The following is a 15,777-nucleotide window of genomic DNA, read 5'->3' as shown; positions in this document are numbered from 1 at the left end:
TTGTCATGCTATATAAAAATGATAAAAGTGTTATTAATCTAGGGCAAGAATATAATTTACCAAAACCAACTATTTATAGTTGAGTTAAAAATTATAATAATTCTGGTTCATTTAAAGCAAAAGACAATCGCACACTAGAAGAAAATGAAATAATAACTTTGCGAAAAGAACTTAAAGACTTGAAAATGGAAAATGACATTTTAAAGCAAGCCGCACTGATAATCGCCAAAAAATAACAATAATTAATAACAACAAAACAAAATATTCAGTAAGAAAAATATGTAAGATTTTGGGTTTATCAAAATCAACGTATTATTATCAAAATAATAAATGTATTAACAAGCAAGTTAATAATTATGAACAAGAAATTATCAGTGCCTTTAATAAAAGTCGCAAAATTTATGGGGCTCGCAAAATTAAAGTTATTTTAAACAGAAAAGATATCATCTTATCGCGGCGAAAAATCAGATTCTTTATGATCAAAAATAATTTGGTTTCTAAATACACCAAATTAAAATATCATAATCATAAAACAACAGTCAATAATGACCAAATTAATAATATTTTAAATCGTCAATTTAACAACAAAAAACCTAATGAAGTTATTGTTAGTGATTTAACATATGTTCAAGTTTGCGCTAAATGACATTATATTTGTTTATTAATTGACTTGTTTAATCGTGAAATAATTGGTTATAGTGCTGGGTCGAATAAAACAGCCGAACTGGTCCAACAAGCTTTTCATAAAATAACACGACCATTAAATCAAATAACTCTATTTCATACTGATCGTGGTAATGAGTTTAAAAATAAAATCATTGATGAAATTTTAATAACTTTTAATATTAAAAGATCATTAAGCAATAAAGTCTGCCCTTATGATAATGCTGTGGCTGAAACAACTTACAAAACTTTTAAAACTGAATTTATTAAGGGTAAAAAATTTAAAAATTTAACACAATTAAAATACGAACTTTTTGATTTTGTGCATTGATATAACAATATTCGAATTCATGGCAGTTTAAATTATTTATCTCCAGTTACTTTTAGAAAACAAATGTCTATATAAAAAGTGTCCTAAAAAGTGTTGCCATTCCAAACAGTGAAATTTATTGATTCAAATTTCATTATTAGGCCAATCTAGTAAAATGATTTCCCACTTTATTAAAACATCACCGAAAACCGCTTGATATAATCGCCAAAAAATAATGAAATCAAAACAATTAGAAAACACCCAATTAAAATTTAAAACGTTAAATGGCCAAATTCAAATCGATGAAAAATTTATTAAAGAAATCCACAAAGGTAATTTTAAAGATAAATTTGATAAAAGAAAAATTCATCTTGATTCATTTTCAACCAACACTAAATGTTGTATTCAAATGGCTGTTGATAGCAATAATAATATTTATGTTAAATCAACCAACACAAAACGATTACAAAAACAGTGAATTATTGAAAATATTAATAAACAATTAATCAAAGAAAATTCAATTATTATTTCTGACATGCAACCATTATATTTATTAGTAGCAAAAAAACAAATTATATTTTATTAGCAACTAAAACTATTGCAAATCATGATGCTATTTATCGGAAGTTAAATAAAATTAGTAAATTACAATCAAATCTTAAAGAATCCTTAATTCATTATCATGGCTTAGGTTTCACGAACATTCAAAATTATTTAAATCTCTGAAAATGAAAATACCAGCATAAAGGTTTAGCGCCAAACCAACAATCATCAGTATTATATTTTAACGTATAAAAAAGTTAAATAACAATATTAAAAGTTTATATAATTTTCTTTTAAAGTTATCATATTGATGATTTTTTTATTTCATCAAGAGTTTTCTACAAAATTAAAACAAAATTAAAAAAAAATCTAATATTTTTAGGATAAAATGATACTAAGTGTAATTTTACACATATTGAATATGGAAAAATTCAAAGAAAGGTCACAAGTATGAAAAAAGGTCAAAAAAGAAAACTAAAATTATGACATAAAATTACAATTTGGGGAATCTTAAATTCTTATGCGTTATCATTATTAATTGCTGTGTTTGCTTTACCACAAACACCTTGACATTGTAGTTTATTCGCGTTTATCAATATTTTTGTTATATTATTAGCACAAGTAATTTATTATACTCGTCTTTATTTAAAAAATAAAAAGAAAGCAACTAAAAATAAACTTATTAAATTGCAATAATTTTAAAAAACTAAAAAGAACACTTTATTCCTAAATAGCATTATTTAAATGGCAAAGTATAGTGCACCCATTTTAGTAAGTACTAATAAAAAGTATTTACTATTTTTTTAATTATATCTTTTTCTTTACGATTTGAATATCATGTATTTCATTTTATAACATCTTGTATATATTCTTCATGTGAATTATATATTTTATTATGGATTGTAGCTTTCTTAAGTAATGAATGAAAACTTTCTATAACAATATTATCTGCACAGTGGTATTTTTTCCCCATTGAAATTATAATACCGTTAGATAAACATTTATCGTGATAAATAGTGGATGTATATTGATATCCGTGATCTGAGTGAATTATTATTCCATTCAGATCTTTTTTTATTAATTTTATTTTATTAATTGCATCATTTAAATTATCCATTACTAATTTATTGTCATTATATTTAGATCACTTTACATCAACTATTTTTTTAGTATATCCATCAATAATTGTTGATTGATAATATCTTTCTCCTTTTCAAATTAAATATGTTACATCAGTATATAGTACTGAAAACCTTGTTTTTATATCATTGAATTTACGATTAATGGAATGGCAACACTTTTTAGGACACTTTTTATATAGACATTTGTTTTCTAAAAGTAACTGGAGATAAATAATTTAAACTGCCATGAATTCGAATATTGTTATATCAATGCACAAAATCAAAAAGTTCGTATTTTAATTGTGTTAAATTTTTAAATTTTTTACCCTTAATAAATTCAGTTTTAAAAGTTTTGTAAGTTGTTTCAGCCACAGCATTATCATAAGGGCAGCCTTTATTGCTTAATGATCTTTTAATATTAAAAGTTATTAAAATTTCATCAATGATTTTATTTTTAAACTCATTACCACGATCAGTATGAAATAGAGTTATTTGATTTAATGGTCGTGTTATTTTATGAAAAGCTTGTTGGACCAGTTCGGCTGTTTTATTCGGCCCAGCACTATAACCAATTATTTCACGATTAAACAAGTCAATTAATAAACAAATATAATGTCATTTAGCGCCAACTTGAACATATGTTAAATCACTAACAATAACTTCATTAGGTTTTTTGTTGTTAAATTGACGATTTAAAATATTATTAATTTGATCATTATTGACTGTTGTTTTATGATTATGATATTTTAATTTGGTGTATTTAGAAACCAAATTATTTTTGATCATAAAGAATCTGATTTTTCGCCGCGATAAGATGATATCTTTTCTGTTTAAAATAACTTTAATTTTGCGAGCCCCATAAATTTTGCGACTTTTATTAAAGGCACTGATAATTTCTTGTTCATAATTATTAACTTGCTTGTTAATACATTTATTAGTTTGATAATAATACGTTGATTTTTATAAACCCAAAATCTTACATATTTTTCTTACTGAATATTTTGTTTTGTTGTTATTAATTATTGTTATTTTTTGGCCATTATCAGTGCGGCTTGCTTTAAAATGTCATTTTCCATTCGTGATTGTTTGTTTTCTTTTCGAAAGTAAATTAATTCATTTTCTTCTAGTGTGCGATTGTCTTTTGCTTTAAATGAACCAGAATTATTATAATTTTTAACTCAACTATAAATAGTTGGTTTTGGTAAATTATATTCTTGCCCTAGATTAATAACACTTTTACCATTTTTATATAGCATGACAATTTGTTTTTTAAATTCTTCAGAGTATGAAGTTTTATTTCCCATTTTTATATTCCTTCTTTCTTAATAATTTTATCTAATTTTGAAGTCTATATAATTATGGTCCTAATAATTGTAGCCTATCCACAAGCCGCACTGATAATGGCCAAAAAATAACAATAATTAATAACAACAAAACAAAATATTCAGTAAGAAAAATATGTAAGATTTTGGGTTTATCAAAATCAACGTATTATTATCAAACTAATAAATGTATTAACAAGCAAGTTAATAATTATGAACAAGAAATTATCAGTGCCTTTAATAAAAGTCACAAAATTAAAGTTATTTTAAACAGAAAAGATATCATCTTATCGCGGCGAAAAATCAGATTCTTTATGATCAAAAATAATTTGGTTTCTAAATACACCAAATTAAAATATCATAATCATAAAACAACAGTCAATAATGATCAAATTAATAATATTTTAAATCGTCAATTTAACAACAAAAAACCTAATGAAGTTATTGTTAGTGATTTAACATATGTTCAAGTTGGCGCTAAATAACATTATATTTGTTTATTAATTGACTTGTTTAATCGTGAAATAATTGGTTATAGTGCTGGGCCGAATAAAACAGCCGAACTGGTCCAACAAGCTTTTCATAAAATAACACGACCATTAAATCAAATAAATCTATTTCATACTGATCGTGGTAATGAGTTTAAAAATAAAATCATTGATGAAATTTTAATAACTTTTAATATTAAAAGATCATTAAGCAATAAAGTCTGCCCTTATGATAATGCTGTGGCTGAAACAACTTACAAAACTTTTAAAACTGAATTTATTAAGGGTAAAAAATTTAAAAATTTAACACAATTAAAATACGAACTTTTTTTTGTGCATTGATATAACAATATTCGAATTCATGGCAGTTTAAATTATTTATCTCCAGTTACTTTTAGAAAACAAATGTCTATATAAAAAGTGTCCTAAAAAGTGTTGCCATTCCATTCTACTTTTCTTGACATATTCATTTAGTCCTATTTTTTATAATAATTTATTATCTTGTAAAATGGTAACTAGCCCTTTAAAAAGTAAATCTTTATCATAATTGTAATTAACTAATTTTTTAATGTAAAGAGCATTACCTCCTGTTAAAATTACTTGTGGTTTTATTGCTTCAGTTGCAAGTTGGTTAACAAAAGCAGTAATTGCTAATAAATGACCATTGACTAATCCAATATTGATTGCTTGTTTAGTATTTTTTCCTAAAATCGCATTGTCATAAGAAAAATCAAATTTTTGTAATAATTGTGCACGTTCAAATAAAGCTTCTGCTGCTGTTTCTAAACCTGGCATAATAATTGTTCCTAAGAGAATTCCTTGTTTTAGTAATGAAATTGTTGTTGCTGTTCCCATATTAACTAAAATAATATCTTGTTTAGTAAATAAAGCTAATGTTGCATATGAACCAACAATTAAATCAGCACCAAGATTACGAAGATTAGGAATGTCTGTTTTTAACCGATCAGTAAACAAATTTTTTTTAACTTGATAAAAAGGAATTTTTAAATCTTCAGCCAATTGATAAAATAAATCATCTCACATTGGACGAACAGAAGATAAAGCTAATAATGTAAGATCTTTTAAAACTAATTTTATTGTACTTAAACCAGTTATTATTTTTTGCCGAAAATTCTTTTCAGCAACTAATTCGCTACTAGACATTTTTAAAAAAACAATAATCTTTTTTTGAGAATTAAGAATTGCAAATTTAATTGCTGTATTACCAATATCAACTAATAATTTCATTATTGTGTTCGCTCCTTTATTAATTCACTAATTGCTGCTAAAATTTCTTTTGCAATAATAATTTTGTTTTGACCAGGAATTTGTTGATGCCCTTTTTTTGTTAATAAAATGATTTTATTTTGATCAGCACCCATAACATTAATTTGATTGATAATAATTAAATCTAAATTTTTGTCAATTAACTTTTGGTGAGCATAATCTAAATCAAAATTATTTTGAGCACTAAAACCAACTAAAATTTGCTGCTGTTTTAACTTACCTAATTCAGATAAGACATCAACATTAGGAAGTAATGACACAGCAAGTTGAGGATTTTTTCGCTTACTAATTTTTCCTTTAATATGAACCGCAACTTGATAATCATTTAAAGCAGCACATGCAATAAAAATGTCTTGTTCTTTATACGTTTTTAACATTGCCGTTAACATTTCATCGTTTGTGTTTGCTTTAACATGCTCATAATAAATTGGAAAATCACAATCACCAACAATTGTTGTTAAGGAACAGTTTGTTCATGTTAATACAGTATGCAATGCTTCCCGTAATAACTAAAATAATTTTTGCCATTTTAGCACCTCAATCATTGTTATAATTATATAATTAAAAATCGATATATTAACATAAATATATCGATTTTTAATTATTACGTTGTTGCTTTCTTTGAAAAAAACAGCCTGCATTCTTCGTTACGATTCGGCAATAATTTCTTCCACTAATTCTTGTCAATGTTATTGCCTCTAAATAACGGCAATAAAAGTTACGAATAATATTTAATAGTTCACCATAACGTTCTTTGGAAAAATATTTTACCTTTTTTAAGATTGAGATATAGGCATATTGTAAATCTAATGGTTTTTGATAAATTTTTTGATAAACCTGTGCATATTCTTTAATTAACTCGGTTGCCTTATATTCTAAGGCTTTTGTTCGTTCAATAATCATTAGTTTCAAAATTTCATCTTTTTATGTTGAATTATATTTTGAACTTTTTATAAAATAATACAATTTTATTTCTAATGCTAAGACAGGATTATTATGTGATATAATTTTTTCATTATTCACAATCATTGATAATTCACGAATAACATTATCATAAAATTGGCTACAATTGTTCCCACCTAAAGTTGACACTTTTTCACCCCACATAATAAATAGTTTTTAAATCCTTATAAATAGTTTCCATTAAATAGTTTCCATCAAGTACTTTTCTCATAATAATATTATACCGTATATTTATTATTTTTAATTTTGTAGAAAACTCTTGATGAAATAAAAAAAATCATCAATATGATAACTTTAAAAGAAAATTATATAAAATTTTAATATTGTTATTTAACTTTTTTATATGTTAAAATATAATACCGTTGATTGTTGGTTTGGCGTTAAACCTTTATGCTGGTATTTTCTTTTTCAGAGATTTAAATAATTTTGAATGTTCGTGAAACCTAAGCCATGATAATGAATTAAGGATTCTTTAAGATTTGATTGTAATTTACTAATTTTATTTAACTTCCGATAACTAGCATCAGGATTTATACTAGTTTTAGTTGCTAATAAAATAGAATTTGTTTGTTTTGATACTAATAAATATAATGGTTTCCTGTCAGAAATAATAATTGAATTTTCTTTGATTAATTGTTTATTAATATTTTCAATAATTCACTGTTTTTGTAATCGTTTTGTGTTGGTTGATTTAACATAAATATTATTATTGCTATCAACAGCCATTTGAACACAACATTTAGTGTTGGTCGAAAATGAATCAAGATGAATTTTTTTTTATCAAATTTATCTTTAAAATTACCTTTGTGGATTTCTTTAATAAATGTTTCATCGATTTGAATTTGGCCATTTAAAGTTTTAAATTTTAATTGGGTGTTTTCTAATTGTTTTGATTTCATTATTTTTTGGCGATTATATCAAGCGGTTTTCGGTGATGTTTTAATAAAGCGGGAAATCATTTTACTAGATTGGCCTAATAATGAAATTTGAATCAATAAATTTCACTGTTCATAATTTAAATGACTTCAATACGTAAAATGATCACGAAAAGCATCAAAACTAGCACGACATTTTTTGCATAAATATTTTTGTTTTCCTTCAGGATTATGACCATTTTTAACACAATAAAAAGATTTACAATTAGGACATTTAATACCTTTATCCCTAAATTTTTGATCAATTTCATTTAAGCGTTTTTGTTTTTTAATTAATTCTGCTTCTTTTTTGACTTTTTCATGAAATTCTAAAAATTGATCATTTGTTAAACTATTTATTAATTCTTCAATTATTTTTTCCATTAATTATTCACCTCTTATATTAAAAATATACCTAATTTTAGGTATATTTTATAAATATCAAGAGTTTTCTACAAAATTAAAGTTTTTAATTAAAAACTTAACTAGGAAAAGTTCTAATCTATAGTTTTTATCTTTTAATTATCATTACCAATAACATAATCATCATTTTTTAAGTTATCAACAGAAGTCATAATAGCTTGCAATCGCATATAATAATTTGATGATGAAATAATTGGATATTTTTTATCAAAATAAACCTTAATATATGTTAATTTTTTACGATAAGTTGTTAATCATTTATGTGCAATTAAATTTAGTTCCTCCATAATTTCTCGTTGATTAACACTTATCGCATCTTTTCGTTTTACCGGATCCAGTTTTTTAAATAGGCCTGTTGCTTTTTGTTTAAAATTAATTGCGTAATCAATAAAACCAACTACCCCTGAAATTTTAATTGGTGTAACATAAATTCCTAAATCATGATTACGGCAGTAATCATACTGAATTCGCGAAAAATTAGTATTTTTAAACTCTGATTGAACATAATTTAAATCATTAAATTCTTTAATATTATAAATTTTAAAATCCACATAATAATCATATGGTGTTAAAAAGCAATTATTGGTATATCAACTATAGCGTGAAATTGATTCAAAAATTTCTTCTTCAATAAATTCAAATTCACGAAAATAATATGTTTCTGTTTTTCAAAAACGTTCTAAAATATAAAAAATTAATTCTTCACCATCAATATTATTTAAAAATCAATTTTTTTGAAAATTAATATTACGACACTTCATTAAATCTTGTTTTTCAATTCGCTTACTTATATCAATTTTTTGTAAATAATTATCATATCTTTTTGTAAAATATTCATAAAACCATCGTAAGTTTAAAGTATATAAAATATAATAATATGGAAAATCATCTTTCAAAACATACTTAATCATTTTTAATAATGTTCGTAATAAATTATTAGAAATCTTATTAGCTTTATTAAAACCTTGGACAACTTGAATAACATTATCATTTTTTTCAATTCCATTTCGTCAAAAAATATATGTTAATTCTCCTTCTGATTTTTTTTTATAACAAAAAGGAATAATTCTTACAATAAAATTAATTTCATCGTTAACTTGATATTCTAAATAACCATCATTTTGACTATCCTTGATAACTGTTCCTTTGCTAATATTTTTGCGCATTTCATTTAAAACAACTTGAAACATTTGTTCACGTAAGCCTGTTTTATTTTTAGGATGATACTTAATAACGGCTAATTCTAACTCTAACTTGTCATATTTTGTTAATGTTTTAAAACCATATTCACCAAGAGCAATTGTTTGATAACCTAATTTTTGAAAACTATTTTTATAAATTCTAAAAATTTCCTGCATTTTTTTTCGAATATTAGTTGCTAAATTAAGCTGTTTACTAACAATACTATTTAATTCTAAAAACTTTGCTTTTTTCTGCATTAAGTTCGCCTTTATTTTATACTTAATAATATTATAACAAAAATCTTTAATTTTGTAGAAAACTCTTGATATTTATAAAATATACCTAAAATTAGGTATATTTTTAATATAAGAGGTGAATAATTAATGGAAAAAATAATTGAAGAATTAATAAATAGTTTAACAGATGATCAATTTTTAGAATTTCATGAAAAAGTCAAAAAAGAAGCAGAATTAATTAAAAAACAAAAACGCTTAAATGAAATTGACCAAAAATTTAGGGATAAAGGTATTAAATGTCCTAATTGTCAATCTTTTTATTGTGTTAAAAATGGTCATAATCCTGAAGGAAAACAAAAATATTTATGCAAAAAATGTCGTGCTAGTTTTGATGCTTTTCGTGATCATTTTACGTATTGAAGTCATTTAAAATATGAACAGTGAAATTTATTGATTCAAATTTCATTATTAGGCCAATCTAGTAAAATGATTTCCCACTTTATTAAAACATCACCGAAAACCGCTTGATATAATCGCCAAAAAATAATGAAATCAAAACAATTAGAAAACACCCAATTAAAATTTAAAACGTTAAATGGCCAAATTCAAATCGATGAAACATTTATTAAAGAAATCCACAAAGGTAATTTTAAAGATAAATTTGATAAAATAAAAATTCATCTTGATTCATTTTCAACCAACACTAAATGTTGTATTAAAATGGTTGTTGATAACAATAATAATATTTATGTTAAATCAACCAACACAAAACGATTACAAAAACAGTGAATTATTGAAAATATTAATAAACAATTAATTAAAGAAAATTCAATTATTATTTCTGACATGCAACCATTATATTTATTAGTAGCAAAACAAACAAATTCTATTTTATTAGCAACTAAAACTAGTACAAATCCTGATGCTAGTTATCGAAAGTTAAATAAAATTAGTAAATTACAATCAAATCTTAAAGAATCATTAATTCATTATCATGGCTTAGGTTTCACGAACATTCAAAATTATTTAAATCTCTGAAAATGAAAATACCAGCATAAAGGTTTAACGCCAAACCAACAATCATCGGTATTATATTTTAACGTATAAAAAAGTTAAATAACAATATTAAAAGTTTATATAATTTTCTTTTAAAGTTATCATATTGATGATTTTTTTTATTTCATCAAGAGTTTTCTACAAAATTAAAAACAAAAATTATTTAATATTTATAATCTCATCATTCACAACATCAATGCTAACAGCATTAGGAACTTTATTTAAACCAGGCATTGTAATAATATCTGCTAAATAAGCAATAAAATATTCTGCTCCTGAATTAATTTTTAAGTCACGAATAATAATTTGATCATCATAAGGATTTTTATTGCCAAAAATTGTTTGATGATTTTTAGCCATACAAACTGGTCAATGTTGATATTTTGTATTTTGTTGATAAAAATCAATTTTTGTTTGTGCCAATGGACTAAAAACAATTTTTGTTGTTTGATAAATTTTTGTACAAATTATTTTAATTTTTTCAGTAAGAGATGTTGTTGATGGATTAAATAATAATTGATATTGTTGTGGTTTTTCAATTTCTTTAATAATAGCTTTAACCAAAGTTGGATTATCTTTAATTCCTAAATGATAAGTATTATTAATTCCAAATGGAATTTTTTGTTCTTTTAACCATTCAGTCACGACAGCAATTTCTTCAGGAGTGTCAGTTGCAAATTGATTTAAACAAACAAAAAAATTTAAATGGTAATTTTGAATAATTTTAATATGATGTTGTAAATGCCCTAATCCTTTTTTTAAACTACCAAGATCAGCTGTTGCTAATGTTGTTTCAACAGCACCACCATGTAATTTTAATGCTCTAATTGTTGCTACTAACACGGTACAATCTGGTGTATATTCCTCGTTTAAATTAATAATATCATTAAATTTTTCAAATCCTAAGTCACTCCCAAATCCAACTTCGCTAACAACATAGTCACTTAATTTTAATGCTAAATTTGTTGCAATTAAAGAATTTGTCCCATGGGAAATATTTGCAAATGGCCCACAATGGATTAACAATGGTGTACCATATTTTGTTTGCGATAAATTTGGTAATAAAGCATTTTTTAATAAGGCTAATAATGAACCCGTAATTTTTAATTCGTGTAGATAAACTGGTTCATTATTCAAATTATAAGCAACTATTGTTTGGTCTAAACGACGACGTAAATCATCAAAATCTTTACTTAAGCCTAAAATTGCCATAATTTCGCTAGCAGCAGCAATTTGGAAATGTTCTGAACGATGTAATTTATCATTAATTTTTATTTCAATATTTCGTAAAGCACGATCATTAACATCCAAACAACGTTGTCAAACAATTTGTTTAGGATCAATTTGCAGTGGATTTCCTCAAAAAAGAATGTTATCAATCATAGCACTAACCATATTATTTGCTGTTGTAATTGCATGAAAATCACCAGTATAATGTAAATTAATTTCATTTTCTGGTTCCATAATGCATTCGCCACCACCTGTTGCTGAACCTTTTAATCCAAACACTGGTCCTAACGATGGTTCTCGTAATGCTAAAGTTGTTTGATATCCTAAATGATTCAACATATCAGCAATGCCAATTGAACAAGTTGTTTTTCCCTCTCCTGCTTTGGTTGGATTAATTGCTGTCACTAAAATAAACTTTGCTTTTTTAGGTAAATTAATAAAATTAAAGGCTTTTACTTTTGCCATATAATCACCATATTTAATTAAATCATCATCTTTTAAATTAATTTTTGTTCCAATTGTTATAATTTTTTCCATTTTCTTTTACTCCTTTTAATTAATAATGTCCTATTTTTATGGAGTGTCAATAATTTTTAAACACGATGCTATTTTAAAAATGCTAAGATTTTGTATTTAATTATTTAACTCTTTCAGATACAATAATTTATATACAGGTATTTTAGCATAGAAAAGAGTGAAAATTTAATGGATAAAGCAAAAATAATTGATGGGAAAATAGTTAGTGAATTAATCAAAGTAAAAATAACTAAACAAATTTTAAAAATTAAGGCAAAAAAGCAACGCGTACCTGCCTTAACAATTATTCAAATTGGTAATAATAAAGCAAGTACTACTTATATTAAAAATAAAAAAATTGCTTGTGAAAAAGTTGGTGTTACTTGTAATGTATTAAATTTTCCAGATAGTATTGCCGAATCAGCTTTAATAAAAATTATTAATGACTTAAATAATAATTCTAATATTGATGCAATTATTGTTCAACTTCCATTGCCAAGGGATATTAATAGTGAAAAAGTTATTAACACAATAACAACTAAAAAAGATGTTGATGGCTTTACTCCAGAAATATTAGGCAATTTAATGCTTGGACATTATAACTTATTGCCAGGTACTCCAAAAGGAATCATCGCCCTTTTAAAACACTATAAAATTCAATTAGCGGGACAGCATGCTGTAATTATTGGCCGTAGTAACATTGTTGGTAAACCCCTTGCTAATCTTTTAATAAATGCCTCAGCAACTGTAACAGTTTGCCATTCGCAAACAAAAAATTTATCTGCTTTTACAAAACAAGCTGATATTTTAATTTCTGCCGTGGGAAAAGCTAAATTTGTTACAGCAGAGATGATTAAAGAAAATGCTATTGTGGTTGATGTTGGAATTAATCGTGATGAAAATAATAACTTATGTGGTGATGTTGACTTTAATAATTTTTTTTCAAAAGTAAAAATGATTACCCCCGTCCCTGGCGGAGTTGGACCAATGACAATTGCCGCATTATTAGAAAATATCTTATATCTTTATCAATTAAATCAAGAAATATAAAAATGTTTCTTTTAACTTTTATATCACTAAATATTATTAAAAAGATTTTCATAGATATTTTAGTTAAAAGAAATATTCATAGTTGGATAGGCTACAATTATTAGGACCATAATTATATAGACTTCAAAATTAGATAAAATTATTAAGAAAGAAGGAATATAAAAATGGGAAATAAAACTTCATACTCTGAAGAATTTAAAAAACAAATTGTCACGCTATATAAAAATGGTAAAAGTGTTATTAATCTAGGGCAAGAATATAATTTATCAAAACCAACTATTTATAGTTGAGTTAAAAATTATAATAATTCTGGTTCATTTAAAGCAAAAGACAATCGCACACTAGAAGAAAATGAAATAATAACTTTACGAAAAGAACTTAAAGACTTGAAAATGGAAAATGACATTTTAAAGCAAGCCGCACTGATAATGGCCAAAAAATAACAATAATTAATAACAACAAAACAAAATATTCAGTAAGAAAAATATGTAAGATTTTGGGTTTATCAAAATCAACGTATTATTATCAAACTAATAAATGTATTAACAAGCAAGTTAATAATTATGAACAAGAAATTATCAGTGCTTTTAATAAAAGTCGCAAAATTAAAGTTATTTTAAACAGAAAAGATATCATCTTATCGCGGCGAAAAATCAGATTCTTTATGATCAAAAATAATTTGGTTTCTAAATACACCAAATTAAAATATCATAATCATAAAACAACAGTCAATAATGACCAAATTAATAATATTTTAAATCGTCAATTTAACAACAAAAAACCTAATGAAGTTATTGTTAGTGATTTAACATATGTTCAATTTGGCGCTAAATGACATTATATTTGTTTATTAATTGACTTGTTTAATCGCGAAATAATTGGTTATAGTGCTGGGCCGAATAAAACAGCCGAACTGGTCCAACAAGCTTTTCATAAAATAACACGACCATTAAATCAAATAACTATATTTCATACTGATCGTGGTAATGAGTTTAAAAATAAAATCATTGATGAAATTTTAATAACTTTTAATATTAAAAGATCATTAAGCAATAAAGGCCGCCCTTATGATAATGCTGTGGCTGAAACAACTTACAAAACTTTTAAAACTGAATTTATTAAGGGTAAAAAATTTAAAAATTTAACAAAATTAAAATACGAACTTTTTGATTTTGTGCATTGATATAACAATATTCGAATTAATGGCAGTTTAAATTATTTATCTCCAGTTACTTTTAGAAAACAAATGTCTATATAAAAAGTGTCCTAAAAAGTGTTACCATTCCAGAAGTGATTGCTGCAGAAGAGGAAGAACTTGATCTTGAATAATGCTCATAAATAAAAAATGTTTAACTAAATTTAGTTAAACATTTTTTATAATAATTACTTGTTATTACTTGGTGTACTTGCTGTGTTTGTTTTATTAACACGAATTGCTCCGGTTCCTTCTAATAATCATATTAAAGCACCAATTAGAGCAATTAATTCACCAACAACAATTACTCATGTTGAAACTTCTTTTGTTGAAGTAATAATTGCACCAATCATTCCAATAATTGCAATAGTAATAAAAATAATTCCGGCAACTAATTTAGCAATTTTGTGACGAATAAAGGTTGCAACACAGATAAATAAGAAAGCTGTAATCAAAATAATTGCACCATTATCACCAGTATTATTGTGAACAAAAAGTTTTGTGTTAACATTAACGTTTGGAAAAGAATTTAAGATTGCTAAGATAAATAATCATAACCCAGAAATTCAAATCATTACTTTTTGTAATGTCACATTAATTTTAATTGTTGCATATTTCATTTTTGCCATTGTTTTTCCTCCTTAACCATAACATTATTTATATTATAACTTATTTTTAAAAATATTAATGATAAATTTTTTTTAATTTTGTAGAAAACTCTTGATGAAATAAAAAAAATCATCAATATGATAACTTTAAAAGAAAATTATATAAACTTTTAATATTGTTATTTAACTTTTTTATACGTTAAAATATAATACCGATGATTGTTGGTTTGGCGTTAAACCTTTATGCTGGTATTTTCATTTTCAGAGATTTAAATAATTTTGAATGTTTGTGAAACCTAAGCCATGATAATGAATTAAGGATTCTTTAAGATTTGATTGTAATTTACTAATTTTATTTAATTTCCGATAACTAGCATCAGGATTTGTACTAGTTTTAGTTGCTAATAAAATATAATTTGTTTGTTTTGCTACTAATAAATATAATGGTTGCATGTCAGAAATAATAATTGAATTTTCTTTGATTAATTGTTTATTAATATTTTCAATAATTCACTGTTTTTGTAATCGTTTTGTGTTGGTTGATTTAACATAAATATTATTATTGCTATCAACAGCCATTTGAATACAACATTTAGTGTTGGTTGAAAATGAATCAAGATGAATTTTTCTTTTATCAAATTTATCTTTAAAATTGGAATGGCAAGGGTTT

At 24.5% G+C, this 15,777-nt stretch carries 19 protein-coding genes and 1 pseudogene; 8 read left to right on the top strand and 12 right to left on the bottom strand.

Going from position 1 to position 15,777, the window contains the following annotated elements; translation table 4 throughout:
* Positions 1-5 precede the first annotated feature (5 nt).
* From AAHM76_RS03060 to AAHM76_RS03050, 3 genes are all read left to right on the top strand, one after another.
* Positions 6-1,069 (top strand): IS3 family transposase gene (locus AAHM76_RS03060; protein WP_342256632.1). Its coding sequence is split into 2 segments (ribosomal slippage): positions 6-201 and positions 201-1,069, totalling 1,065 coding nucleotides; the frame shifts between segments, so codons are not numbered across the junction.
* A 43-nt stretch (positions 1,070-1,112) separates the two neighbouring features.
* Complete coding sequence (locus AAHM76_RS03055) at positions 1,113-1,559, top strand: hypothetical protein (RefSeq protein WP_342256631.1); 447 nt, start codon at positions 1,113-1,115, stop codon at positions 1,557-1,559.
* 407 nt (positions 1,560-1,966) lie between these two features.
* A complete protein-coding gene (locus tag AAHM76_RS03050) occupies positions 1,967-2,212 on the top strand; it encodes a hypothetical protein (protein ID WP_342256630.1) in 246 nt (81 codons plus the stop codon).
* Positions 2,213-2,294: 82 nt separating this feature from the next.
* On the opposite strand, the gene AAHM76_RS03045 is transcribed toward AAHM76_RS03050, so the two are convergent.
* Together AAHM76_RS03045 and AAHM76_RS03040 are read right to left on the bottom strand one after the other, a co-directional pair.
* A complete protein-coding gene (locus AAHM76_RS03045; protein ID WP_342256827.1) occupies positions 2,295-2,735 on the bottom strand; it encodes a DDE-type integrase/transposase/recombinase in 441 nt (146 codons plus the stop codon).
* 94 nt (positions 2,736-2,829) lie between these two features.
* A pseudogene (locus AAHM76_RS03040) lies at positions 2,830-3,941 on the bottom strand (IS3 family transposase).
* A 164-nt stretch (positions 3,942-4,105) separates the two neighbouring features.
* On the opposite strand from AAHM76_RS03040, the gene AAHM76_RS03035 reads away from it, so the two are divergent.
* Both AAHM76_RS03035 and AAHM76_RS03030 read left to right on the top strand, forming a co-directional pair.
* Positions 4,106-4,444, top strand: coding sequence for a hypothetical protein (locus AAHM76_RS03035; RefSeq protein WP_342256629.1), 339 nt, complete (start codon positions 4,106-4,108; stop codon positions 4,442-4,444).
* Between the two features lie 24 nt (positions 4,445-4,468).
* A complete protein-coding gene (locus AAHM76_RS03030; protein ID WP_342256628.1) occupies positions 4,469-4,864 on the top strand; it encodes an IS3 family transposase in 396 nt (131 codons plus the stop codon).
* A 66-nt stretch (positions 4,865-4,930) separates the two neighbouring features.
* Here AAHM76_RS03030 and AAHM76_RS03025 read toward each other — a convergent pair whose 3' ends face one another.
* From AAHM76_RS03025 to AAHM76_RS02995, 7 genes are all read right to left on the bottom strand, one after another.
* Complete coding sequence (locus AAHM76_RS03025; protein WP_342256627.1) at positions 4,931-5,695, bottom strand: type III pantothenate kinase; 765 nt, start codon at positions 5,693-5,695, stop codon at positions 4,931-4,933.
* A complete protein-coding gene (locus AAHM76_RS03020) occupies positions 5,695-6,228 on the bottom strand; it encodes a phosphopantothenoylcysteine decarboxylase (protein WP_342256626.1) in 534 nt (177 codons plus the stop codon). Before AAHM76_RS03020 ends, AAHM76_RS03025 begins: the two co-directional genes overlap by 1 nt.
* Positions 6,229-6,331: 103 nt before the next feature.
* Positions 6,332-6,637 (bottom strand): hypothetical protein, encoded by a 306-nt coding sequence (locus AAHM76_RS03015; protein WP_342256625.1) that lies wholly within the window; start codon positions 6,635-6,637, stop codon positions 6,332-6,334.
* Positions 6,638-6,658: 21 nt separating this feature from the next.
* Entirely contained in the window at positions 6,659-6,826 is a 168-nt protein-coding gene (locus AAHM76_RS03010; RefSeq protein ID WP_342256624.1) for a hypothetical protein, read from the bottom strand.
* Positions 6,827-7,036: 210 nt separating this feature from the next.
* Positions 7,037-7,423 carry a hypothetical protein gene (locus AAHM76_RS03005; protein ID WP_342256623.1) on the bottom strand — a complete coding sequence of 129 codons (387 nt, stop codon included), beginning with the start codon at positions 7,421-7,423 and terminating at the stop codon, positions 7,037-7,039.
* Positions 7,327-7,995 (bottom strand): IS1/IS1595 family N-terminal zinc-binding domain-containing protein, encoded by a 669-nt coding sequence (locus tag AAHM76_RS03000; RefSeq protein ID WP_342256622.1) that lies wholly within the window; start codon positions 7,993-7,995, stop codon positions 7,327-7,329. Before AAHM76_RS03000 ends, AAHM76_RS03005 begins: the two co-directional genes overlap by 97 nt.
* A gap of 134 nt (positions 7,996-8,129) precedes the next feature.
* On the bottom strand, positions 8,130-9,473 hold the full coding sequence (locus AAHM76_RS02995) for a hypothetical protein (protein WP_342256621.1): 1,344 nt from the start codon (positions 9,471-9,473) through the stop codon (positions 8,130-8,132).
* A gap of 126 nt (positions 9,474-9,599) precedes the next feature.
* Between AAHM76_RS02995 and AAHM76_RS02990 the strand changes: the two genes are divergently transcribed.
* Positions 9,600-10,559 (top strand): IS1/IS1595 family N-terminal zinc-binding domain-containing protein, encoded by a 960-nt coding sequence (locus AAHM76_RS02990; RefSeq protein ID WP_342256620.1) that lies wholly within the window; start codon positions 9,600-9,602, stop codon positions 10,557-10,559.
* Between the two features lie 108 nt (positions 10,560-10,667).
* Here the strand turns inward: AAHM76_RS02990 and AAHM76_RS02985 are convergent, their stop codons facing one another.
* Positions 10,668-12,275: a formate--tetrahydrofolate ligase gene (locus AAHM76_RS02985; protein ID WP_342256619.1), complete on the bottom strand. Its 1,608-nt coding sequence runs from the start codon at positions 12,273-12,275 to the stop codon at positions 10,668-10,670.
* A gap of 168 nt (positions 12,276-12,443) precedes the next feature.
* Here AAHM76_RS02985 and AAHM76_RS02980 point away from each other — a divergent pair, with 168 nt between their 5' ends.
* Both AAHM76_RS02980 and AAHM76_RS02975 read left to right on the top strand, forming a co-directional pair.
* The gene (locus AAHM76_RS02980) at positions 12,444-13,304 is read left to right on the top strand and encodes a bifunctional 5,10-methylenetetrahydrofolate dehydrogenase/5,10-methenyltetrahydrofolate cyclohydrolase (RefSeq protein WP_342256618.1); all 861 of its coding nucleotides are present in this window, start codon (positions 12,444-12,446) and stop codon (positions 13,302-13,304) included.
* Between the two features lie 164 nt (positions 13,305-13,468).
* Positions 13,469-14,562, top strand: a protein-coding gene (locus AAHM76_RS02975) for an IS3 family transposase (RefSeq protein WP_342256617.1) whose coding sequence is annotated in 2 segments (ribosomal slippage) — positions 13,469-13,712 and positions 13,712-14,562 — 1,095 coding nt in all. Because the reading frame shifts where the segments join, the coding sequence is not laid out codon by codon here.
* Between the two features lie 125 nt (positions 14,563-14,687).
* On the opposite strand, the gene AAHM76_RS02970 is transcribed toward AAHM76_RS02975, so the two are convergent.
* Positions 14,688-15,128, bottom strand: coding sequence for a hypothetical protein (locus tag AAHM76_RS02970; RefSeq protein WP_342256616.1), 441 nt, complete (start codon positions 15,126-15,128; stop codon positions 14,688-14,690).
* A gap of 171 nt (positions 15,129-15,299) precedes the next feature.
* Positions 15,300-15,686 carry a hypothetical protein gene (locus AAHM76_RS02965; RefSeq protein WP_342256615.1) on the bottom strand — a complete coding sequence of 129 codons (387 nt, stop codon included), beginning with the start codon at positions 15,684-15,686 and terminating at the stop codon, positions 15,300-15,302.
* Positions 15,687-15,777: the final 91 nt, after the last annotated feature.

The sequence above is a fragment of the Spiroplasma endosymbiont of Poecilobothrus nobilitatus genome (genome assembly GCF_964030655.1).
In the GTDB taxonomy this organism is placed as follows: Bacteria; Bacillota_I; Bacilli_A; order Mycoplasmatales; family Mycoplasmataceae; genus Spiroplasma.
The sequence above is the reverse complement of the archived record's forward strand: the minus strand, read 5'-3'. Positions and strand labels throughout refer to the sequence as shown.